This window comes from Allokutzneria albata, from assembly GCF_900103775.1.
Taxonomy (GTDB): domain Bacteria; phylum Actinomycetota; class Actinomycetes; order Mycobacteriales; family Pseudonocardiaceae; genus Allokutzneria; species Allokutzneria albata.
This window is the reverse complement of the sequence record NZ_LT629701.1, coordinates 6,781,777-6,804,430: the sequence shown is the minus strand read 5'-3', so window position 1 is coordinate 6,804,430 and position 22,654 is coordinate 6,781,777. Positions and strand designations below refer to the sequence as shown.

Annotated in this window: 21 protein-coding genes; 4 read left to right on the top strand and 17 right to left on the bottom strand. The window is 69.3% G+C overall.

What is annotated here, in order from left to right; all coding sequences use genetic code 11:
* The first annotated feature begins 116 nt into the window (after positions 1-116).
* Positions 117-1,100 (top strand): ABC transporter substrate-binding protein, encoded by a 984-nt coding sequence (locus BLT28_RS31030; protein WP_030433697.1) that lies wholly within the window; start codon positions 117-119, stop codon positions 1,098-1,100.
* 87 nt (positions 1,101-1,187) lie between these two features.
* Here the strand turns inward: BLT28_RS31030 and BLT28_RS31025 are convergent, their stop codons facing one another.
* From BLT28_RS31025 to BLT28_RS30995, 7 genes are all read right to left on the bottom strand, one after another.
* Positions 1,188-2,684 carry a tripartite tricarboxylate transporter permease gene (locus BLT28_RS31025; RefSeq protein ID WP_197683917.1) on the bottom strand — a complete coding sequence of 499 codons (1,497 nt, stop codon included), beginning with the start codon at positions 2,682-2,684 and terminating at the stop codon, positions 1,188-1,190.
* Between the two features lies 1 nt (position 2,685).
* Positions 2,686-3,174 carry a tripartite tricarboxylate transporter TctB family protein gene (locus tag BLT28_RS31020; protein WP_030433699.1) on the bottom strand — a complete coding sequence of 163 codons (489 nt, stop codon included), beginning with the start codon at positions 3,172-3,174 and terminating at the stop codon, positions 2,686-2,688.
* The gene (locus BLT28_RS31015; protein ID WP_030433700.1) at positions 3,175-4,155 is read right to left on the bottom strand and encodes a Bug family tripartite tricarboxylate transporter substrate binding protein; all 981 of its coding nucleotides are present in this window, start codon (positions 4,153-4,155) and stop codon (positions 3,175-3,177) included.
* A gap of 155 nt (positions 4,156-4,310) precedes the next feature.
* A complete protein-coding gene (locus tag BLT28_RS31010; protein WP_030433701.1) occupies positions 4,311-5,801 on the bottom strand; it encodes a tripartite tricarboxylate transporter permease in 1,491 nt (496 codons plus the stop codon).
* Complete coding sequence (locus BLT28_RS31005; protein ID WP_043814339.1) at positions 5,788-6,297, bottom strand: tripartite tricarboxylate transporter TctB family protein; 510 nt, start codon at positions 6,295-6,297, stop codon at positions 5,788-5,790. Before BLT28_RS31005 ends, BLT28_RS31010 begins: the two co-directional genes overlap by 14 nt.
* Positions 6,294-7,277, bottom strand: coding sequence for a Bug family tripartite tricarboxylate transporter substrate binding protein (locus BLT28_RS31000; protein ID WP_043814341.1), 984 nt, complete (start codon positions 7,275-7,277; stop codon positions 6,294-6,296). Before BLT28_RS31000 ends, BLT28_RS31005 begins: the two co-directional genes overlap by 4 nt.
* Before the next feature lie 69 nt (positions 7,278-7,346).
* The gene (locus BLT28_RS30995) at positions 7,347-7,982 is read right to left on the bottom strand and encodes an LppU/SCO3897 family protein (protein ID WP_052408249.1); all 636 of its coding nucleotides are present in this window, start codon (positions 7,980-7,982) and stop codon (positions 7,347-7,349) included.
* Positions 7,983-8,143: 161 nt separating this feature from the next.
* Between BLT28_RS30995 and BLT28_RS30990 the strand changes: the two genes are divergently transcribed.
* Positions 8,144-9,805 carry a DNA repair helicase XPB gene (locus BLT28_RS30990; protein ID WP_030433705.1) on the top strand — a complete coding sequence of 554 codons (1,662 nt, stop codon included), beginning with the start codon at positions 8,144-8,146 and terminating at the stop codon, positions 9,803-9,805.
* A gap of 3 nt (positions 9,806-9,808) precedes the next feature.
* Positions 9,809-10,762 (top strand): o-succinylbenzoate synthase, encoded by a 954-nt coding sequence (locus BLT28_RS30985; RefSeq protein WP_030433706.1) that lies wholly within the window; start codon positions 9,809-9,811, stop codon positions 10,760-10,762.
* A 462-nt stretch (positions 10,763-11,224) separates the two neighbouring features.
* On the opposite strand, the gene BLT28_RS30980 is transcribed toward BLT28_RS30985, so the two are convergent.
* The gene (locus BLT28_RS30980; RefSeq protein ID WP_030433707.1) at positions 11,225-12,379 is read right to left on the bottom strand and encodes a CapA family protein; all 1,155 of its coding nucleotides are present in this window, start codon (positions 12,377-12,379) and stop codon (positions 11,225-11,227) included.
* A gap of 87 nt (positions 12,380-12,466) precedes the next feature.
* Between BLT28_RS30980 and BLT28_RS30975 the strand changes: the two genes are divergently transcribed.
* A complete protein-coding gene (locus BLT28_RS30975; RefSeq protein ID WP_030433708.1) occupies positions 12,467-12,691 on the top strand; it encodes a PspC domain-containing protein in 225 nt (74 codons plus the stop codon).
* 114 nt (positions 12,692-12,805) lie between these two features.
* Here the strand turns inward: BLT28_RS30975 and BLT28_RS30970 are convergent, their stop codons facing one another.
* From BLT28_RS30970 to BLT28_RS30930, 9 genes are all read right to left on the bottom strand, one after another.
* Positions 12,806-14,371 carry a beta-N-acetylhexosaminidase gene (locus tag BLT28_RS30970; protein ID WP_172806581.1) on the bottom strand — a complete coding sequence of 522 codons (1,566 nt, stop codon included), beginning with the start codon at positions 14,369-14,371 and terminating at the stop codon, positions 12,806-12,808.
* 6 nt (positions 14,372-14,377) lie between these two features.
* Positions 14,378-15,220, bottom strand: a complete 843-nt coding sequence (locus BLT28_RS30965) for a carbohydrate ABC transporter permease (RefSeq protein WP_030433710.1) — start codon at positions 15,218-15,220, stop codon at positions 14,378-14,380.
* On the bottom strand, positions 15,217-16,158 hold the full coding sequence (locus BLT28_RS30960) for a carbohydrate ABC transporter permease (protein ID WP_030433711.1): 942 nt from the start codon (positions 16,156-16,158) through the stop codon (positions 15,217-15,219). Before BLT28_RS30960 ends, BLT28_RS30965 begins: the two co-directional genes overlap by 4 nt.
* A 24-nt stretch (positions 16,159-16,182) precedes the next feature.
* A complete protein-coding gene (locus BLT28_RS30955) occupies positions 16,183-17,472 on the bottom strand; it encodes an extracellular solute-binding protein (RefSeq protein ID WP_030433712.1) in 1,290 nt (429 codons plus the stop codon).
* A 145-nt stretch (positions 17,473-17,617) separates the two neighbouring features.
* Positions 17,618-18,295: a copper homeostasis protein CutC gene (locus BLT28_RS30950; RefSeq protein ID WP_030433713.1), complete on the bottom strand. Its 678-nt coding sequence runs from the start codon at positions 18,293-18,295 to the stop codon at positions 17,618-17,620.
* Between the two features lie 206 nt (positions 18,296-18,501).
* Positions 18,502-20,124: a chaperonin GroEL gene (gene groL / locus BLT28_RS30945; protein WP_083383797.1), complete on the bottom strand. Its 1,623-nt coding sequence runs from the start codon at positions 20,122-20,124 to the stop codon at positions 18,502-18,504.
* Between the two features lie 160 nt (positions 20,125-20,284).
* Entirely contained in the window at positions 20,285-21,565 is a 1,281-nt protein-coding gene (locus tag BLT28_RS30940) for a serine/threonine-protein kinase (RefSeq protein ID WP_030432835.1), read from the bottom strand.
* A gap of 84 nt (positions 21,566-21,649) precedes the next feature.
* Complete coding sequence (locus tag BLT28_RS30935) at positions 21,650-21,853, bottom strand: cold-shock protein (protein WP_030432834.1); 204 nt, start codon at positions 21,851-21,853, stop codon at positions 21,650-21,652.
* A 101-nt stretch (positions 21,854-21,954) separates the two neighbouring features.
* Positions 21,955-22,641, bottom strand: a complete 687-nt coding sequence (locus BLT28_RS30930; RefSeq protein ID WP_030432833.1) for a TIGR00266 family protein — start codon at positions 22,639-22,641, stop codon at positions 21,955-21,957.
* Between the last annotated feature and the right edge of the window lie 13 nt (positions 22,642-22,654).

Sequence of the window (22,654 nt, the reverse complement as noted above, 5' to 3'; positions counted from 1 at the left end):
GATGAGACAGCGGACAGTGTCTGAAGTTGTGACTCTATTCCCTCATGTGGGTGGATAGCATCGCCACGCCTTCGCTGGCATGTCACCGTGAGTTGATCAACGAACGAGGAGTCGGCATGACGATCCGAGCCTTCCGGCGCGCGTCCGCGCTGCTGGCCAGCGCGATCGTGCTGGCCAGCGTCAGCGGCTGCGGGCTGTTCACCAGCACGGAGGGGACCGCGGCGCCGAAGCCGGAGCGCGGCACGCTGCGCATCGGAGTGCTGCCCAGTGTCGACGTCGCCCCGCTCTACCTGGCCCGCAACGAGAAGCTGTTCGCCGCGGCCGGCCTGCAGGTCGAGCTGATCGTGGTCAACGACGACAACTCCGCGGTGCAGCAGCTGGAGAGCCAGACCCTCGACATCGCCTTCGCCAGCCACGTCACGCTGTTGCGCGCTGTGCACTCCGGCAAGGAGCTGCAGCTGCAGGGCGAGGCGTACCAGGCGGCGCGCAACACCATGGCCCTGGTCACGCTGGCCGACTCCGACTACGACAACCCCGGCGAGATCCAGAAGCCGAAGATCGCCGTGAACCGCAAGGACGACCTCGGCACGCTGACCACCGAGAGCGTTTTGCAGACCGCAAACGTTTCGAAGAGCAACATCAAGTGGTTCCCGATGGGCTTCGCCGAGATGACCGACGCGCTGAAGAACAAGTCCGTGGACGCGGCCTGGATGGTCGAGCCCTGGATCACGAAAGCCCAGCGCACGCTGGGCGCCAGGGTGCTGACCGACACCGCGCGCGGCTACACGCTCGACTTCCCGATGTCCGGCTACGCGGCGAGCAAGAAGTTCGCCGACTCCTACCCGAACACCCTCGCTGCATTCCGCAACGTGCTGGAGAAGGCTCAGGAGCTCGGCACCAACAGGCTCGCGGTGCAGGAGGTGCTGACCGAGTACGCGGAGGTCGACGCGCAGACCGCGGGCCTCGTCTCGGTGGGCACCTACCCGGTGTCGATCAACCCGGTCCGGTTGCAGCGGGTCGCCGACATGATGGAGACCTCGCAGCTGCTGACCAGCCGCCTGGACGTGCAGCAGCTGCTGCCCCCGGCGGCGGCTTCCTAGACCTCTTATATGGAGAGAACGTCTTCAGAAGTTCTGGTTGTCCCCTGAGAGGGGCGCCCCAGGGGCATGGGGCGCCCCTCACGCGCGTTATCCGGCGACGCGCCGCCGCGCGCGGGTCTTCATGAACAGCGGGACCGTGATCGCCAGCAGCGCCAGCGCGAACATCAGCTGCGCGAACGGCGTGGCGACGAGCGCGGCCGGGTCGCCCTGGCTGACCAGCAGGGTCTTGCGCAGGTTGTCCTCGGCGATCGGCCCCAGGATCAGGCCGACGACGGCGGGCACCACCGGCCAGCCGTACCGGCGCATCGCGTAGCTGAGCGCGCCGATCCCGAGCAGGACGAGCAGTCCCTGCCAGGACTGGCTGGACGCGTAGGCGCCGAGCGAGGCGCACACCAGGATGCCGGCGTAGAGATAGGGACGCGGGATCTGCAGGATCTTCACCCAGATCCCGGCAAGGGGCAGGTTCAGCACGAGCAGCATGACGTTGCCGATGCACAGCGACGCGATCAGCGTCCAGACCAGCTCGGGCTGCGTCTCGAACAGCAGCGGGCCCGGCTGGATGCCGTAGCTGCCGAAGGCCGACAGCATGATCGCCGCGGTCGCCGAGGTGGGCAGGCCGAGCGTGAGCAGCGGCACCAGCACGCCCGCGACCGCGGCGTTGTTCGCCGCCTCCGGACCGGCGACGCCCTCGATCGCGCCCTTGCCGAACTCCTCCGGTCGCTTCGACAGCTTCTTCTCCACCGCGTAGGACAGGAAGGTGGTCACCACCGGACCGCCCGCGGGCATCACGCCGAGCGGGAAGCCGATGAACGTGCCGCGCAGCCACGGCTTCCAGGACCGCTTCAGGTCCTCCTTCGGCAGCCACCACGTCCGGTTCACCGGCACCAGCTTCGGCGGCGCGTGCCGCATCCGGGACGCCACGTACAGCGTCTCCCCGATCGCGAACATGCCGACCGCGGCGATCACCACGTCGACCCCGTTGGCCAGCTCGAACAGGCCGAAGGTGAACCTCGGCTGGCCGGAGACCGAGTCCAGCCCGATCAGCCCGAGCGCCAGGCCGACGGTCAGCGAGGCCACCCCGCGCAGCGGTGAGGCGCCGAGCATCGCGGAGACGGTGCAGAAGGCCAGCACCACCAGCGCGAAGTAGTCGGCCGAGGTGAGCGTCACCGCCCAGTCCGCCATCACCGGCGCGAGCAGGGCCAGCAGCACGGTGCCGATGGTGCCCGCGACGAACGACCCGATGGCCGCGGTGGCCAGCGCCTGGGCTCCCCGGCCGAGCTTGGCCATCTTGTTGCCCTCGAGCGCGGTGATGATCGACGCCGACTCACCGGGGGTGTTCAGCAGGATCGAGGTGGTCGAGCCGCCGTACATGCCGCCGTAGAAGACCCCGGCGAACAGGATGAACGCCGAGGTCGCCGGCACCGAGAAGGTGATCGGCAGCAGCAGCGCGACGGTCATCGCGGGGCCGATCCCCGGCAGGACGCCGACCAGCGTGCCCAGCAGCACGCCGAGCAGCGCGAACATCAGGCTCTCCGGCGTGAGGGCCGAGGCGAAGCCCTGCATGAGGTAGTCGATCGAGCTCACGTCACGTCCACATCTGGAAGGGCCCGCCGGGCAGGTAGGCGCCGAGGCCGAACACGAAGACCGCCCACAGCCCGAGGGCCAGCGCGAACGAGCTGACCAGGATGACCGGCCAGCGGCGGGCGCCGAGCACGGCCGCGGTACCGGCGAAGAGCACCGTCGCCGCGAGCGGCCAGCCGATCGGCTCGATCAGCAGCGCGTGCGCGGCGAAGAGCACGATCACCACGAGCATCGCCCGCCAGTCGGTCCTGCGACCGGTGTCGACGTCCTCGCCCTCCTCGGGCGGGGCCGCCCTGCCGCGCAGGACCTGCACCGCGAGCAGGACCGCGATCAGCACCAACAGGCAGCCGACCAGGTACGGGAACAAGCGCGGCCCGGCCGTCGCGGCGCTCGGCGGCACCACGATGGCCGGGGTCTGCACGAGGACGTAGCCGCCCGCTGCCGCGAGCAGCGCGACGAGCACCAGCTCGCCGCTGAGGCGCGTCTTGGGCACCTACTTCACCAGACCGATCTCTCCGAGCACCTTCCTCGCGGCAGCATCCTCGGTCTCGATGTAGCTGTCGAACTCGGGGCCGGTGAGGAACGCGTCGTCCCAGTCCTTGGCCTTCAGGGTCTGCTTCCACGCGGGCGAGGCGTGCATCTTCGTCACCGCGTTGACCAGCCGCTGCTTGGCCTGCTCGCTCAGGCCGGGGCGGGCGACCACACCGCGCCAGTTCAGGTAGGTCAGCCCCATGCCCTGTTCGGTCAGCGTCTTGACCTCGGGCAGCAGCCTGGACCGCTGGGCGCCGGACACGGCGATCGCCCGCAGCTTGCCCGCCTTGATGTGCTCGGCGTACTCGCTGATGCCCGAGATGCCCGCCTTGGCCTCGCCGGAGAGCAGCCGGGCCACCGACTCGCCGCCACCCGCGTTGGGCAGGTAGGTCAGCTGCGCGGGGTCGATGCCGACGCGGTCGGCGATCAGCCCGGCCAGGATGTGGTCGACGTCGGCGACGTAGCCACCGGTGATCACGGTGCCCCTGGGGTCGCCGCGCCAGGCGGTGAGGAACTGCTCGAGGTTGCGGTAGGGGGTCCCGGCGGGCACCACCAGCGCCAGGCTCTCCCCGGTGAGGCGGGCGATCGGGGTGGTGTCCTTGAGCGTCTTCTCGGACTTGTTGTTGATGATGCCCGCGACCATGACCTTGCCCATCTGCATGAGCAGGTCGTCGTCCTTCTCGCCGACGAGCTTGTTCAGCCCGGCGATGCCGCCGGGTCCCTCCAGATTGAAAACCTGGACGCCGGACGCGAGTTTTTCTCGCTGGAGCACGTCCTGCAGGGCCTGCGCGGTCTGGTGCCAGCCACCGCCCGGTTTGGCCGGGACCATGATCCGCAGGCCGTCGATGGAGTCCTCCCCGGAGGCGGAGGAGCTGGTGCAGCCCGCGATGAGGCTGGCGGTGAGGAGTAGGGGTGCGGCAAGGAACTGGCGGCGACGTGTCACGGGCGACTTCCTTAGCTGGTACGTGATCTTGCGCGGATGTGAACTTTTCACAACGAATTGAGAAAGTTCGGCACCGGCTCGCCGCATCCCAGCACAGAGCACCCGGCCAACGCACATCGGGAGTGAATATTCGGCGGATCCAGAAATCAATATTGCTAATAGCTTCGCGTTCTCCGGCGCAGAATCAGCGGAAGAAAGATCGCGAGCAGCGCGAGCGCGAACATGACCTTGGAGAACGTGCTCGTCAGCAGGACGCCCGCGTCGCCCTGGCTGATCTGCAGGGCCTTGCGCAGGTTCTCCTCGGCGACCGGACCGAGGATCAGCCCCAGCACCGCGGGCGCGATCGGCCACCCGTAGCGCCGCATGGCGAATCCCAGCGCGCCGATCACCACGAGCACGAGCAGGCCCGCGACGGACTGGCTCGCGGCGAACGCGCCGAGCGAGGCGCACAGCAGGATGCCGCCGTAGAGGTAGGGGCGCGGGACGCGCAGCAGCTTCACCCACATCCCGGCCAGCGGCAGGTTCAGCACCAGCAGCAGCACGTTGCCCAGGTAGAGCGAGGCGATCAGCGCCCAGACCAGCTCGGGCTTGGTGTCGAACAGCAGCGGTCCCGGCTGGATGCCGTAGCTGGTGAACGCGGCGAGCATCACCGCGGCCGTCGCCGACGTGGGCAGGCCGAGCGTGAGCAGCGGAACGAGCACCCCCGCCGCCGCGGCGTTGTTGGCGGCCTCGGGCCCGGCGACGCCCTCGATGGCGCCCTTGCCGAACTCGGTGCCGCGCTTGCCCGCCAGCTTCTTCTCCGTCGCGTACGACAGGAAGGTCGTCACGTCGGCACCACCCGCGGGGACGGCGCCGATCGGGAAACCGATCAAGGTGCCCCGCAGCCACGGCTTCCACGAGCGCTTCAGGTCCGCCTTCGGCAGACCCCAGACCCGGCTCACCGGGATGACGTGCACCGGCCCGTGCCGCAGCCGCGAGGCCACGTAGATCGACTCCCCCACCGCGAAGAGTCCGACCGCGGCGATCACCACCGGGATGCCGCGGTTGAGCTCGTCGATGCCCATCGCGAAGCGCGACTGCCCGGTGAGCTTGTCGATGCCGACCAGCCCCAGGTAGAGGCCGACCGAGAGCGAGGCCACCCCGCGCAGCGGTGAGTTGCCCAGCATCGCCGCGACCGTGCAGAACGCCAGCGCGGTCAGCGCGAAGTAGTCCGCCGAGGTCAGCGAGGTCGCCCAGGTCGCGACCGGGACCGCGACCAGCGACAGCAGCAGCGTGCCGATGGTGCCCGCGACGAACGAGCCGAGCGCCGCGGTCGCGAGGGCCTGCGCGCCACGGCCCGCCTTGGCCATCTTGTTGCCTTCGAGCGCGGTCACGATCGACGCCGACTCACCGGGCGTGTTGAGCAGGATCGAGGTGGTCGAGCCGCCGTACATGCCGCCGTAGTAGATCCCCGCGAACATGATCAACGCAGCGGCGGGCGGCACGGTGAACGTGATCGGCAGCAGCAGCGCCACCGTCATGGCGGGACCGATCCCCGGCAGCACTCCGACCAGCGTGCCCAGCAGCACGCCGAGGAACGCGAAGAGAAGGTTCTGGACGCTCAGCGCGCTGGCGAAGCCGTCGAGGAGGAGATCAAGCGAAGCCATGCACCAGCCCCTGCAACGGTCCGCCGGGCAGGTAGGCGCCGAGCCCGAACACGAAGACCGCCCACAGGCCGACCGCGAGCACGAGCGCACTCACCACGATCAGCCACCAGGTCCGCGCGCCGAGCACCACCGCGACCCCGGAGAACAGCAGTGCCGCGGCGAGCGGCCAGCCGATCGGCTCGATGAGCACGGCGTGCGCGGTGAACAGCACGATCAGCAGCACCACCGCGCGCCAGTCGGTGCGACCGTCCGGGTCGACGTCCTCGCCCTCCTCGGGCGGGGCGGACCGGCCGCGCAGGACCTGCACGCCCAGCAGCACGGCGACCCCGACCAGCAGCCCGCCGATCAGGTAGGGGAACAGCCGCGGCCCGGCGTTCTCCGCCATCGGCGGCACCATGATCGACGGGGTGGTGGCGAGCGTGTACGCGCCCAGCCCGGCGAGCAGGGCGACCAGCAGCAGCTCCCCGCTCGGCCGGGACCTGGCCGGGGAGCTCACTTCACGGCGCCGATCTCCTTGAGGGCCTTGCGCACCGTGCCGTCCTCCTGCTCGATGAACTTGGCGAACTCGTCACCGGTGATGAACGAGTCCTCCCAGTCGTTGCTCTTGAGGACCTGCTGCCAGGTCGGGCTGTCCCGCATCTTCCTGATCATGTCGATGTACTGCTGCTTCACCCCGTCGGACAGACCCGGCCGGGCGACGACGCCGCGCCAGTTCAGGTAGCTCAGCGCGATGCCCTGCTCGGTCAGCGTCTTGACCTCGGGGATCAGGTTGGAGCGCTTCTGCCCGGAGACGGCGATGGCGCGCAGCTTGCCGGACCTGATCAGGTCCTTGTACTCGCCGACGCCGGAGATACCGGCCTTGACCTCGCCGGAGAGCAGCTTCGGGATGGACTCGCCGCCGCCGCTGTTGGGCACGTAGTTCAGCTGCGCCGGGTCGATGCCGACGCGGTCGGCGATCAGCCCGGCCAGGATCTGGTCGGCCCCGCCCGCGGACCCGCCGGTGATCACGGTGCCCTTGGGGTCGGCGCGCCACGCGGAGAGGAACTGCTCCAGGTTGCGGTAGGGCGCGGACTCGGGGACCACGAGCACCAGGCTCTCGCCGAGCAGCCGCGCGATCGGGGTGGTGTCCTTCAGGGTCCGCTGCGCGTTCGCGTTGATGATGCCGCCGACCATGACCTGGCCCATCACCATCAGGACCTTGTCGTCCTTCTCGCCTGCCAGCTGGTTGAGGCCGTTGACGCCGCCCGCGCCCTCGACGTTGTAGACCTGGACCGGGGACGCGGCGAGCCGGTCGCGCTGCAGCACGTCCTGCAGGCTCTGCGCCGTCTGGTGCCAACCACCGCCCGGCTTCGCGGGGGCCATGATGCGCAGTCCCGTGATGGGAGCGCCGGAAGTGCCGCCCGCACCCGAGGTGCATCCGGCGACCAGTACCGCGGCTGTGGCGAGAGCCCCGACGAGCAGGGCGCGACGTGACATGGCTTCGGATCTCAGCACACTGTGAGGCCCACCACCAGGGATTACCGACGATCGGGGTAGTCGGGAGGGCTACGCGGCGGCGTCCGGCTTGCCGAGGCAGTAGGTGGCGGGAGGCTCGCTGTAGGTCCACGCCGCGTCCGGGTTGCCGCACAGCTTCCCGTCCGACACGCCGTCGTGGACCTTCACGACGCGGATGGCGCCTCCCTGCGAACAGGGTGATCTGACCAGGTCGGTGTCCTGCCCGGAGCCGGTGACCACGAAGCAGTCGCCTTCCCGCGCGTTCGCCATCAGGCACAGCTTGAGGCCGCCGGTGCGACGGGTGCGCTCCCAGTACTCGATGTAGTCGCCGTGCGGGCAGGCGCCTTCGCTGTCGTCGAGCTTCTTCGCCACCTTGTACGTGGCACGGGCGTCTTCGCAGGTCACGATGGACACGGTGGGATCGGAGCCGCCCCCGGCCAACGCGATGCACTCGCCCGCATCGACCTTCTGCGCGTCACCCCGGAGCAGGAAGTAGCCGGCGAGGACGAGCGCGATCACCACGAGCGGGACGGTGAACCGCGCCTGGTTCTTCTTCGGTTTCGGCTGCGGGGTGATGAAGTGCGGCTTCCCCTCGTGTTCCGGGCTCGCCGGGGCGAAGGCGGGCGTCCCGAGCTGGGCGTAGCCCAGGCGGCCCTGGTGGTCGGGCTGGTGCGGTGGGGTTGTCACCGTCAGTCCTCTTTCGTCCCCGTGACCTCTGTGACAGCGGGTGAACAATGTAGCCCTGTCGGGTGACCAGGCACAGGGAGGAATACAGCGCGCGTGTCGCGGCTTGTTTCTACGGTGCAACACTGGGGGATCGGAGTGCGAACGCGAGGAGTGCACGAACTGTGACTGACGGACCACTCATCGTCCAGTCCGACAAGACCCTGTTGCTCGAGGTCGACCACCCGGCCGCGGGGGACGCGCGCATCGCCATCGCGCCCTTCGCCGAGTTGGAACGCGCGCCCGAGCACGTGCACACCTACCGCGTCACGCCGCTGGCGCTGTGGAACGCACGCGCGGCGGGCCACGACGCCGAGCAGGTCGTGGACGCGCTCGTCCGCTACTCCAGGTACTCCGTGCCGCAACCGCTGCTGGTCGACATCGTCGACACGATGGGCCGGTTCGGGCGGCTGCAGCTGATGAACCACCCCGCGCACGGGCTGACGATGCACTCGCTGGACCGCGCGGTGCTCGAAGAGGTGCTGCGCAACAAGAAGGTCGCGCCCATGCTCGGCGCGCGCATCGACGACGACACGGTGGTCGTGCACCCCAGCGAACGCGGGCGGCTCAAGCAGATGCTGCTCAAGATCGGCTGGCCCGCGGAGGACCTCGCCGGCTACGTGGACGGCGAGGCGCACCCGATCTCCTTGGAGGAGAACGGATGGGCGCTGCGCGACTACCAGCGGATGGCGGCGCAGGCGTTCTGGGCGGGCGGCTCCGGGGTGATCGTGCTGCCGTGCGGCGCGGGCAAGACGATGGTCGGCGCGGCCGCGATGGCCGAGGCGCAGGCGACCACGCTGATCCTGGTCACCAACACCGTGGCGGGCAGGCAGTGGAAGCGGGAGCTGATCGCGCGGACCTCGCTGACCGAGGAGGAGATCGGCGAGTACTCCGGCGAGCGCAAGGAGATCCGCCCGGTCACCATCGCGACCTACCAGGTGATCACCCGCAAGACCAAGGGCGAGTACAAGCACCTGGAGCTGTTCGACTCCCGTGACTGGGGCCTGGTGGTCTACGACGAGGTGCACCTGCTGCCCGCGCCGGTCTTCCGGATGACCGCCGACCTCCAGTCCCGGCGGCGGCTCGGCCTGACCGCGACCCTGGTCCGCGAGGACGGCCGCGAGGGCGACGTGTTCTCGCTGATCGGGCCGAAGCGCTACGACGCGCCGTGGAAGGACATCGAGGCGCAGGGGTGGATCGCGCCCGCCGACTGCGTCGAGGTGCGGGTCACCCTGACGGAGAACGAGCGGCTGGAGTACGCGACCGCCGAGGCCGAGGACCGGTACAAGCTCTGCTCCACCGCACGCACGAAACTGCCTGTGGTGCAGGCGATCCTGGACCGCCACCCGGGGGAACCGACGCTCGTCATCGGCGCGTACCTCGACCAGCTGGAGACGCTCGGGGAGACGCTGAACGCGCCGGTGATCCAGGGCTCGACCAAGAACAAGGAGCGCGAGCAGCTCTTCGACGCGTTCCGGCGCGGGGAGATCAGCACCCTCGTCGTGTCCAAGGTCGCGAACTTCTCGATCGACCTGCCCGAGGCGTCGATCGCCGTGCAGGTCTCCGGCACGTTCGGCTCCCGCCAGGAAGAGGCGCAGCGGCTCGGAAGGTTGTTGCGCCCCAAGGGAGACGGCCGCCAGGCGCACTTCTACTCAGTGGTTTCGCGGGACACTTTGGACACCGAGTACGCGGCGCACCGGCAGCGGTTCCTCGCCGAACAGGGCTACGCCTACCGGATCGTGGACGCCGACGACCTGCTCGGTCCCGCGCTCCCCGAAATCGGCTGAGGCATGTCGTTCTCCGTTGTCGGCGTGTACGCGCTGCCGCTGCGCAACCGCTTTCGCGGCATCACGGTGCGGCACGGCGTGCTCCTGGAGGGCGCGTCGGGTTTCGGGGAGTTCTGCGCGTTCGAGGACTACTCCGATGAGGAGTCAGTCCCCTGGCTCGCCGCCGCCGTCGAGTCGTGTTCGGGATCCTGGCCCGCTCCCGTGCGTTCGCGGATCCCGGTCAACTGCACCGTTCCCGCGGTGTCCGCCGAGCGCGCTTTCGAGATCGCCGCGGCTTCCGGTTGTTCCACCGCGAAGGTGAAGGTCGCCGACCCCGGTCAGTCCATTGTGGACGATTGTGATCGGGTTGCCGCCGTGCGCTCGGCACTCGGGCCGTCGGGGGCGATCCGCGTCGACGCCAACGCGGTGTGGTCGGTCGATGAGGCGGTGACCGCGATCCGCGCCCTGGACCGCGCCGCGGGCGGCCTGGAGTACGTGGAGCAGCCCTGTCGGAGCTTGCCGGAGCTCGCCGCGGTGCGGAAGCGGGTGGACGTTCGCATCGCCGCCGACGAGTCGATCAGGCGCGCTTCCGATCCGATGAAGGTCGCGGTCACGGGTGCCGCCGATGTGGCGGTGCTGAAGGCGACCCCGCTCGGTGGCGCTCGGCGCGCCCTTGAGGTCGCCGAGGCGTGCGGGCTGCCGTGCGTGGTGTCCTCCGCGTTGGAGTCCAGCGTCGGGCTGGCCGGCCAGATCGCCTTGGCCGCCGCTCTTCCGTCACTGGATTTCGCTTGCGGGCTCGGGACGATCTCGCTTTTCACAGCGGACGTCACCGATTCCTCCCTGCGCCCTTCCGCTGGTTTCCTGCCGGTGCCGTCGCGTCCCGCCGAACCCACGCTCCTGGACGGGGTGCGCGCCGATCCGGAAACCGAGCGCCGGTGGCTTTCCCGTCTGGACCGCGTCACCGCGTTGCTGGGCTGACTTCTCACACCTTCTCAGCCGAACGTGTGCCTTTCTTCTGTGCTGCTCGCTCGCCGATCAACAGAGAAGTCAAGAAGGACTGCTTCAAGGCTGCCGACCTCTGCCAGAAGGGCCCGCGGCATCGAAGAAGCCCCGCACCGCCGGATTCACGGACGCCTTCGTCAACCGCTTCAGCCCGAAGACCTCAGCCTGAGGAGAAGCCCTGGCCGAGGCGCATACCTCTGGGTGGGTAAAGCCCCCTCCCCTACTTTCCATTGTCTCACACGGAACTGACAGTGAAGCGGCAAAAGGGACCTGGTGCGGCTGATTCATCCACATCTGCGGGAGTTGTCCACAGATCACCGGGGGCAGCTTGTCGAGCTGCGGCCTCCCGGTCAGGCTGGAGATAGCAGCGAGACCGGGAGGTGGTCGATATTGCCTTGCCCCACAACCGAATAACGAGATCGCGAGAGCGGATCTTGGTCAGCTTCCTGGGCGGGTCAGGATCTCCTCGTTCGCGCCCAGGCTCCGGACGACGCGTTCGGTGCGGGAGACGGCTTCCTTGTTCCGCGGTGACGCGGGTGTCGTGGTGAGGTCCAGCAAACGGATCGGCGGACCGAGCTCGACCAGCGTCGGCAGGAACTCGGCGGTCCCGACCTTCCACTTCGTTCCCTCGCGGACGAAGGTGAACCGGGCGATGGCGCCTTCCTCGCTGACACCACGCGGTTCCGCGTGCTTGGCGATGTGGTTGCCGAGGCCGTAAGCCACCCACTTGTCGCCGATCTTCTCGAACGGCTGCACGACGTGCGCGTGGTGCCCGATGATCAGATCCACGGCTGGATCACCGAGGATCTTGCGGGCGAGCTGCTTCTGCTCCGACGTCGGCTCGTGCTTGAACTCCGTTCCCCAGTGCAGGCTGGCGAGGACGACCTCGGCACCCGCGGCCTTCGCGGCACGGGCGGCGGTCAGCACCGCGTTGGCGTCGAGCTTGTTGGACAGCCACGGCTTGTCCGCGGGCACCGGGATGCCGTTGAAGCCGAAGGTGAACGACACGTGGCCGACCTTCACGCCGTTCACGTCGAGCACCCTGGGCTTGGCCGCCTCGGCCGCCGATCGGGCGGAGCCGGTGTGCGCGATGCCCGCCGCGTCCAGCGCGTCCAGCGTGCGGGTCACCCCGGCGGCGCCCTGGTCGATGGTGTGGTTCGAGGCCGTTGAACAGGCGTCGTAGCCGGTGTCGGCGAGCCCCTTGGTGACCTCGGGCGGCGCGCTGAAGTTCGGATAGCCCTTGAACGGTCCGGCCGCAGGGGCGATCGGCACCTCCAGGTGGCAGATCGCCAGGTCGGCCCCGGAGATCGCCCGCTTCACGCCCGCCAGCAGGGGGCCGTAGTCACGGCGGCCCTTGCCGTCCTCGGTGGCCTGGGTGGTCAGCTCGGGGTGGATGAGCACGTCCCCGGTCGCGGCCACCGTGAACGAGGAGCCCGACCGCGATGACGACGGCGTTCCGCTCCCGGAACCGGACGGGGCGGACGAGGGTGCTGGCGGCGGGGTCGGCTCCGGAGAGCACGCCGCGAACGCGGCCACGCACAGCGCGGCCGCGGCGATGCGGGGAGTCTGGATCCCCCTGGATGTCCTGGGCATTGCCTACAGGACGCTCAGGGGCCGCTCCGGGTTGGTTTCCGGGGGCACCCCGATGTCCCCGGCGCGTGTTCCGGCGACAGTGGAGTCATGTTCGACACCGACACCACCACCCAGTCCGGGAGCTCGGTCCGCCGGTTCCGCCGCAGCCGTACCGACCGGATGGTCGCCGGTGTGTGCGGGGGCGTCGCCCGGGTCCTCAACGTGGATGCCGCGCTCCTGCGCATCCTGCTCGTCGCGGCGACCCTGCTCGGCTTCGGCACGGGCGCGGTGCTCTACCTCGTCTGCTGGATTCTCATGCCCGAGGACGTCTGAACAGCTCACGAACTCGACGCCGGGACCGCGGACGCCCGTTAGCGCCTGTGTTCCTCGGTCTCGGCGTTGAGCCGGGGGTGGCAGCCCCCGGCGCCCTCGCCGGAGGGTCCGCACCTACCTCGGCAGTCCCGGCACGCCCGGGCGGGTCTGCCACGGGTGCGGGCCCACCAGCGGCCGGTACTCCACGCCCAGCGCGTCCAGCCTGGGCAGGTGGTGGTCGGTGAGCCTGCGCAGGAACGCCTCGGGGTCGCGTTCCGCCGGGCTCCAGACCACCTCCGCGAACGCCGACAGGCGCGGGAAGGCGGCGTAGTCCAACCGCCTCGGCGTGTCCAGGTGCTCGGTCCACAGCTGTGCCTGTGCGCCGAGGACCTGGGTCACCGCCTCCGCGCCCAGGCCCGCGGGAACCGGCTCGTAGGCGTAGACGTCGGCGAGGGTCCGCAGGTAGCCGACCGGGATCGGCTCATCGGGGTGATCGGCCTGCCGGTGATCCAGGTAGACGTGCTGTTCGGGGCACATGACGACCTGGTGACCCGCGCGGGCCGCGTCCACTCCGGCCTGTTCGCCGCGCCACGACGCCACGATCGCGCCCGGGGGCAGGTCGCCGACCTCGGCGATCTCGTCCCAGCCGATGATCCGCCTGCCGCGGTCGGCGAGGTGCACGGCCATCTGCCTGATGAACCAGCCGTGCAGCTGCGCCTCGGTCGTCAGGCCCTGTTCGGCCATCCGCGCCTGCGCCTGCGGGCTCTCGCGCCACTGGACGAGTGGAACCTCGTCGCCGCCGACGCAGATGACCTCCGCGGGGAAGACCTCGACGACCTCGTCGAACACCGCGCGGAAGAACTTCACGGTCTCGTCGGACACGTTGATCACATTGGGATTGATGCCCCAGCCGGTCCACACCCCCAGCTCCGCATCGGTGTTGCCGAGCTCCGGGTACGCGGCGATGGCCGCCTGGGTGTGCCCGGGAACGTCGATCTCCGGCACGACGGTGATCCCCCGCGCACCCGCGTAGGCGACGATCTCGCGCAGGTCGTCCTTCGTGTAGTAGCCGCCGTGCGGACGGTCGTCGAGCGCGCCGACACTGCCGTGGCCGACGGTGGACCGCTCGCGCCAGGCACCGACGGAGGTGAGCCTGGGGTAGCGCTCGATCTCCATGCGCCAGCCCTGGTCGTCGGTCAGGTGCAGGTGCAGCACGTTGAGCTTGTGCGCGGCCATCAGGTCGAGGAACCGGAACACGTCGGACTTCGGCAGGAAGTGCCTGGCGACGTCGAGCAGACAGCCGCGCCAGCCGAAGCGCGGGCGGTCGAGCACCGTGCCGCACGGCAACGTCCACTGTCCACTGTGGATAGGAGAGCGGCGGAAGGCAGCCGGGCCGAGGAGCTGGCGCAGGCTCTGTGCGGCGTAGAAGGCCCCGGCCTCGTCACCGGCACCCACCCGAACCGCGGTCGGCGTGATCTCCAGGCGGTAGCCCTCGGCGGGAATCGAGGCGTCCAGCGAGAACGTGATCACGGCGGAGCCGGACTCGGTCAGCGCAAGGCCGGTGGCGGCGCGGAGTTCGGTGCGCAGCCACTCCACCGCGGGCAGCGAGCCGGTCAGCGCCGTCGCCCGGTCGAGCGGGAAAACCCCCTGGGTTGCGACGGCCTCGACCGGGCGCGGCAGCAGGATGTCGAACGGTGACAACAACGCTCACCCCTTCACGGCCCCGGCGAGGCCCGAGACCAATCGTCGTTGCACGAACACGAAGAAGATCAGCACCGGGATCGTCATCAGGGTGGAGCCCGCCATGATGGCGCCCCAGTCGTTCTGGTCGGGCTTGAAGAACGCCAGGACGCCCAGCGGCAGGGTCTGCTGCTCCGACGCCGAGATGATGAAGGTCTTGGCGAAGAGGAAGTCGTTCCACGCGTGGATGAACGACAGCACGCTCGTGGCGACCAGGCCCGGCGCCACCAAGGGGAACAGCACCTGCCAGGTGAACCGGAACCGGCTGGCGCCGTCGAGGGTGGCAGCCTCCTCCAGCTCCACCGGCACCGCGGCGACGAACCCGCGCAGCATCCAGATCGCGAACGGCAGGCCGAACGCCAGGTGCACCAGCACGAGCGATCCGAGGTGGTTCAACCCGAACACCGGAGCCACGTCCCCGACCGACCGCATCACGAAGAACAGCGGGATGGTCAACGCCTCGACCGGGGCCATCTGCGCGACGAGGAGCATCACGAGCAGCACGGTGCGGCCCCGGAAGCGGAACCTGGTCAACGCGATCGCGGCGAGGAAGGCGCACAGCAGCGCGAAGAACACCACGACCAGCGCGACCACGACGCTGTTGAGGAAGTACCGCCCGAAGTTCTGCACGTCGAGCACGCGGCGGAAGCTGTCCAGCGTCGGCGCGAGCGTCCACGGCCGGGGCGCGCTGGAGAGCACTTCGCCTTCCGGCTTGAGCGCGGTCAGCACCATCCAGTACAGCGGGAACGCGACCACGGCCGCGATCAGCACGGTGACGATCTCGGCGATCGTCCTGTGTGGACGTTTCACAGCGGCTCCCCCGACCGGCGCAGTGCCCGCAAGTACCCGGCGGTGACCAAGAGCAGCAGTACCGTCATCACGACGCCGATCGCCGACCCCATGCCGTACTCCGACGCGGCGAACGCCTTCTGGTAGGCGTAGACGTTGAGCACCAGGTTGTTGCCCGCGACGCCGCCACCGCCGGTCATCACGTAGATCTGGGTGAAGAGCTTGAAGTCCCAGATGATCGACTGAATGGTCACGATCACCAGCAACGGGCGCAGCAAAGGCAGGATCACCGTCCGCAGCGTGCGCACGGTCGAAGCGCCGTCGAGTGCGGCGGCCTCCAGGATCTCCTTGGGGATCGCGATGATGCCCGCGTACAGCGTGACCATCACGAACGGGAACGAGCACCAGATCACCTGTGCGGCAACGAGTCCGAAGGCGACGAACTTGTCGTAGGTCCACGAGTGGTTGGCCATGCCGTCGAACCCGAGGCCGACCAGGACTTCGTTGACCAGACCGAAGTCGGTGTCGAAGAGGAACATCCAGACCGTCGAGCCCGCGACCGCCGGAGTCGCCCACGCGCCGAGCGCGGCCAGGAACAGGATCATCCTCGGCACCGTGCGCACCCGCGACGCGAGCATCGCCAGCGCTCCCCCGACGAACAGCGTGCCGATCACGCAGACCGCGGCGAACCCCACGGTCTGCGTGAGCACGGTCCAGAACTGCGGATCACCGAAGAGCTTCCGGTAGTTGCCGAGACCGAGGAACTCCAGAGGTGCCCCGCCGCTGGCCTGCTCCTGGCCGTAGTCGTAGAGCGAGATCAGGACGAGCTGGTAGAGCGGATATCCGAGCAGGCCGACCAGGATCAGCAGGGTCGGCGCGAGGTACCTGGCGGCAGCCCAGCCGTCACCGCGTCGTTTTCCTTGCCGGGCCAGCACTTCGTGCACCGGCTCGGCCACCATGACCTGTTGTGTCACCAGGGCCGCCTAGGAGGTGAACGCCGAGTTCATCAGCTGTGCCGCCGCGGAGGTGGCCTGGCCGATCGGCCGCGCGCCGGTGATCACCTGCTGGATCATGTTCGGCAGCACCGCCTGCGCGTCGATCTTCGCCCAGGCCGGGGTCGCCGGGACGAACCTGGTGCCGGCCTCCGAGGTGGTGATGAACGGCTTCACGAACGGGTCGTTGGCGCCGAGCGTGCGCTGGAGGTCGGAGAAGGTCGGCAGGTTGCCCATGGCCCGGTAGAGCTTCTCCTGGTACTGCTTGCCGCCCAGCAGCTGCATGAACTCCTTGGCCAGGGTGCGCCGCGGCGTGGACTTGAGCACACCGAGCAGGTTGCCGCCGGCGAACGCCGGGGCGACGGAGCCTTCGGCGTCGCCGGGCAACGGAACCACGGCGTACTTGCCCTTCGCCGCACCGGCTTCCACGGCCTGCCGGTTGAAGTTCCCGCCGATGGTCATCGCCGCCTTGCCGGAGACGAACTGCTGCACGCTGGCGTCGCCGCCGTTCTGCGCGCACTGCGCGGGCGGGCAGATGTCGTCCTTGAGCAGCTCGGTGTAGCGGGCGAGCCCGGCCCTGCTCTGCGCACTGTCCACAGTGGAGGACCACTTGCCGTTGTCCTGCTTGGCGATGTCCCCTCCGGCCGCCCAGACGAAGGGCAGCATGGCGTAGGTGTACTTGCCGCCGACCGAGATGCCGTAGAGGTCCGGCTTGGCCTGCCTGATCCTGCGCGCGAGCGGGGCGATCTCCTCGATGGTCTTCGGCGGCTGCACGCCCAGCTCGGCGAACACGTCGGTGCGGTAGTACAGCGCGCGCAGGCCGACGAACCACGGCACGCCGTAGACCTTGCCGTCCACCTTGCCGGTCTCCAGCACCGAGGGGTTGAGGTCCTTGCCCTCGGGCCACGCGGCGACGTCGGCGGTCAGATCGGTGAAGCCGCCCGATGCCACGTAGCCCGCGAGGTCGGTGTTGCCGAACTCGGCCACGTCCGGCGCGCTCTTGGCATCGCTGAACGCGGCCTTGAAGCGCTCGGCCCGCGAGGCGATCTGGATGTACTGGACGTCGACCTTGACTCGTGAGTTGCGCGCCTCGAACTCCTTGACCGCCTCGGCGACCACGGCTTCCTTGGGGGCGCGGTTGACCTCGTCGAACAGCCAGACGCGCAGCGTGCCGGACTTCTCGTCGGTGCCGCTGGACTGCGAGGTCGACTGCACCGGAGCACAGCCCGAGAGCGCGAGGGTGCCGAGCGCGCCGATCACGAGTAGCCGCCTCAGCCTCATGTTACGACCTCCGTTGCATGTGACGCAACTACTGTTTCACAATGGGCAATGGATCGGATGCTAAGTGGTCTGAACCATGGCGACAAGAGACGGCGAGGGGCACCTTCCCCGCGAGAAGGTGCCCCTCGATGAACGAAAGCGCTGGTCAGACCGTGGTGCGCGCCTCACCGTGACACAACTGTGCCCATTCGCGAACCGAGTTCGCGTCAACAGCGCCGGCCCAGCCCTGGGGCCGGACAGCGCTGCCGACGTGGAACGCGCGCACCCCGGCGGCACCGAGCGGGGCGACGTGCTCCCGCTTCAGCCCACCGCCGACGAGCAACCGCAACGGTTCCTGGCGGAGAGCGAGTTCGCGCAGCACCGGCATGCCCTGCTCCACTCCGCTCGGCGAGCCGGAGGCGAGCACCGTGTCCGCGCCGAGGTTCTCCACCTCCGCCCACGAGAGCAGCGGATCGGCGGAGTTGTCCAACGCGCGGTGGAAGGTCCAGCGGCAGCCGTCCAACTCGGTGAGCAGGTCGCGGCAGGCGTCGAGGTCGATGTTGCCGTCCTGCCGGAGGAAGCCGAGCACGAACTCCGTGGCCCCGGCGGCGCGCAGTTCGGCCGCGCTCTTGCGCAGCGCCCCGAGGTCCGCCGGGAGGTAGCCGTCCCGGTCGCGGAGCATGACGCGGACCGGCAGCGTGGTCGCGGCCAGCACCGCCCTGGTCACCTCGACGGAGGGGGTGAGCCCGCCCGCCGCCATCTCGGAGACGAGTTCGAGCCGGTCTGCGCCGCCGGCTTGGGCGGCCTCGGCGTCCGTCGGGTCCAGCGCGATGACTTCCAGCATGCGGTCACCCTAGTGGTCTAGACCTTTGTTCCGGCAGGGCCAGTCGAGCCATTTCCGTGGTCGGCCAACCGCGCGGCCGCGGGCGCGGTTGGCGAGCGGGGCCGGATGGAGCTGCATGCGGTGCAGCGCGGGGCGGGAAAACAGAAGGGGCCCGGTCCTGGTGGACCGGGCCCCTTCTCGGTGTTGCGGTGGTGCTGGGGGACGGATCAGAAGTCCATGCCGCCGGCGTCCGGAGCGGCCGGGGCAGCGCCCGCCTTCTCCGGCTTCTCGGCGACGACGGCCTCGGTGGTCAGGAACAGACCAGCGATGGACGCGGCGTTCTGCAGCGCGGAGCGGGTGACCTTGGCCGGGTCGATGATGCCCGCGGCGACCAGGTCCTTGTACTCGTTGCTGGAGGCGTCCAGGCCCTCGCCGGACTTGAGGCCCTTGACCTTCTCCACGACGACGCCGCCCTCGAGGCCGGCGTTGACCGCGATCTGCTTCAGCGGGGCCTCGACCGCGACCTTGACGATGTTGGCACCGGTGGCCTCGTCGCCGGTCAGGCTCAGGCTGCTGAACGCCTCGGTCGCGGCCTGGAGCAGACCGACGCCACCACCGGCGACGATGCCCTCCTCGACGGCGGCCTTGGCGTTGCGCACCGCGTCCTCGATGCGGTGCTTGCGCTCCTTGAGCTCGACCTCGGTGGCCGCGCCCGCCTTGATGACGGCGACGCCACCGGCCAGCTTGGCCAGGCGCTCCTGCAGCTTCTCGCGGTCGTAGTCGGAGTCCGACTTCTCGATCTCGGCGCGGATCTGGTTCACCCGGCCCTGGATGGCCTCGGCGTCGCCGGCGCCCTCCACGATGGTGGTCTCGTCCTTGGTGATGACGACCTTGCGCGCGGAGCCGAGCAGGGAGATGTCGGCGCTGTCCAGCTTGAGGCCGACGTCCTCGGAGATGACCTGACCACCGGTCAGGATCGCCATGTCCTGCAGCATCGCCTTGCGGCGGTCACCGAAGCCCGGGGCCTTGACGGCGACGGACTTGAAGGTGCCGCGGATCTTGTTGACCACCAGGGTCGCCAGGGCCTCGCCCTCGACGTCCTCGGAGATGATCACCAGCGGCTTGCCGGTCTGCATGACCTTCTCCAGCAGCGGGAGCAGGTCCTTGACCGAGGAGATCTTCGAGCCGTACAGCAGGATGTAGGGGTCCTCGAGAACGGCCTCCATGCGCTCGGAGTCGGTCACGAAGTAGCCCGAGGTGTAGCCCTTGTCGAAGCGCATGCCCTCGGTGAGCTCCAGCTCAAGACCCAGGGTGTTGCTCTCCTCGACGGTGATGACACCTTCCTTGCCGACCTTGTCCATCGCCTCGGCGATCAACTCACCGATCGTGGAGTCAGCAGCCGAGATCGAGGCCGTGGCAGCGATCTGCTCCTTGGTCTCGACCTCCTTGGCGTTCTTCAACAACTGCTCGGCAACCGCCTCGGTCGCCTTCTCGATACCACGCTTGAGCGCGATCGGGTTCGCACCAGCCGCGACGTTGCGCAGACCCTCCCGCACCAGCGCCTGCGCCAGCACGGTCGCGGTGGTGGTGCCATCACCCGCGACATCATCGGTCTTCTTGGCAACTTCCTTGACGAGCTCGGCCCCGATCTTCTCCCACGGGTCCTCCAGCTCGATCTCCTTGGCGATGGAGACGCCGTCGTTGGTGATCGTGGGAGCGCCCCACTTCTTCTCCAGAACGACGTTGCGGCCCTTCGGGCCCAGCGTCACCTTGACGGCGTCGGCGAGGGTGTTCATGCCCCGCTCGAGACCGCGACGGGCTTCCTCGTCAAACGCGATCATCTTGGCCATTGCGGCGTAGTCCTCCGGTGCATGGATGACACGATGCTCGGCCAGGCTCGGTGCCCGCGACGGACGCCCGGTTCTTCCCGGACTCACCGTCCCGACCTCTTAGCACTCACCGGTAGCGAGTGCTAATGCAGGTTTAGCACTCGACGGGGTCGAGTGCAAGCTAGCGCGTGACCGTGGGCACCTTCGTCGGCAGGCCCTTGGAGACCGTCGGCGACGGCTGGAGCGGGTTGTCCGGGTTCTCACCACCGCCGCCGCCGTTGACGATCAGCACCACCACGAGCACGACCACGGCGACGGCGACGACGGCGAGCACCGGGATCACCCAGCGGGCGAGGCCGGAGCCGCTGTCCTTGGCGAAGGCGGTCGTCCCCGCGGGCATCGGCGGGCGCAGCCGCATCGGCTCACCGCTGGCCGGCGGCTGCTGGTAGCCCGGCTGCGGCGCGGGCCGAGGGGGCTGGTGCTGCTGCGACTGCGGGTAGGACTGCTGGTGCGGCGGCATCGGCGGCCTGTTGATCAGGCCCTGCGGCGCGGGCTGGTGCGACTGCTGGGGCTGGGGCGCGGGGGCCTTCTGCGGCGGCGGGCGGTACGCGGGCGGGGCGCTCGGCTGCGGCACGCCCGCCAGCGCCTTGGTCGCCGCGGCCACCAGTTCACGGCAGTTCGCGTAGCGCTTGGCCGGCTCCTTGGCCATGCCCCTGCGGATCACCTCGTCGATGGCGGGCGGCAGCTGCACCAGCGAGCTGACCGCGGGCGCCTCCTTGCCGAGGTGTCCCTGGATGACGTCGGGCACCTTGCCCTGGAACGGCGGGCGCCCGGTGAGGCAGGCGAAGAGCACGCAGGCCAGCGAGTACGCGTCCGTGCGCGGGTCGACCGGCTCGCCGCGCAGGTGCTCGGGAGCGGCGTAGGTCGGGGACCCGAGGAAGTCCCCGCCCCTGGTCCGGTGGCCGGTGGCGCCGCGCCGGGTGAGCCCGAAGTCGGCCAGGTAGACGTGCTCGTTGGCCGACTCCTGCTGGGTCACCAGCATGTTGGCGGGCTTGATGTCCAGGTGGACCAGCCCCCTGCCGTGCAACATGTCCAGCGCGTCGGCCACCTGGCCGATCAGCCGCAGCGTGCGCTCGGGGGAGATCGGGCCGTCCTTGATCAGGCTGGCCAGGTCCGATCCGTCGACGAACCGCATCGCGATGTAGAGCAGCCCGTCGACCTCGCCGAAGTCGTAGAGCGGCACCACGTGCGAGTGGTCGATCGCCGAGGTGTTGCGCGCCTCGTCGACGAACCGTTCGCGGAACTCGGCGTCGACCGTCAGGTGATCGGCGATCACCTTGAGCGCGACCTTCCTGCCCAGCCGGACGTCGGTGGCGCGGTACATGACACTCATACCGCCTTGGCCGATCACGCCGTCGATGCGGTAATGACCAAGACGGCGTCCGGTGAGGTCCTCCGACACAAACGAGCAGCTTAGGGCTTGTCGTGCCGGCAGGAGGGAGTAACCCCCGAATGTCGGGGTGAAAAGTGCCGGAACCTCCCGGCCCTACGCCTTGCGGACCGAGGCCGCCTGCTTGCGGCCGTCGCGGCCGTCCTGCACCTCGAACTCCACCCGCTCCCCCTCGGCGAGCGTGCGGAACCCGTCCATCTCGATGGCGGAGTAGTGCACGAAGACGTCGGGCCCGCCGTCGGTGGCGATGAAGCCGTAGCCCTTTTCCGAGTTGAACCACTTGACCGTGCCGACTGCCACCGATCCTCCTTGGCGCATCCGATGAAGCTCGGTCAACGCTACCCGAGCACGGCGCGGAAGTCCTCTACCAATTCGGCACTGGCGACGAGTGGATTCCTTTGCTACAAGCGACTTCCGCCACCCGAGGAGTGCAGCGAGGAGGCGAGTGTCCTGGGATTTCTGGTCTGTGCCAGCACTTCGCCGGGACCGGCGAAGTCGAACACCAGACCCTCACCGGTTTTGATCGACTGCGGCCCGCCCTGCGCCAAAGCGCGCAACCGGGCCTGCACCCCCTCGGAGTAACCGACGAGGTGTCCAGAGTCGACGGTCACCAACTCACCGGCCTGCAACGAGATCACGTCGAGCGCGCCGAAGCAGGACAGCACCAGGGAGCCCTGTCCCTCGGCGTGCACGAGGAAACCGCTGTCCGCTCCGAACAGCGAGCGGAAGCCCGGCCACACGTTGTCCAGCGTGACCGTTGCCGCGGAGGCAAGCCAGCGCGAGCGGGCGAGGCACCAGCCGCCCTTGATGCCCCCGTTCAGCTCCACCACGTGCAGGTCGCCGGGCAGGTGCGGGGCGACGTCGACCCAGCCGCCCTGCGGGGGCGCGGTGTAGGTGGCCGCGGGCAGCGGGTCAGCGCCCCAGCCCGCCTTGGTCAGCGCCTTCAGCGCGCCGGAGGCCCGTTGTTCCACGACGACGCCGTAGCTGGTCGCGACCATCGCGTCCGGTTCGGAGCGCACGGGCTCCCCCGGGGCGAGGATCAGCCTGGCCACTCCGAAGTTCGGCGTGTGCCTGGTCCGGACCTGCATGAAGACCTCCGTA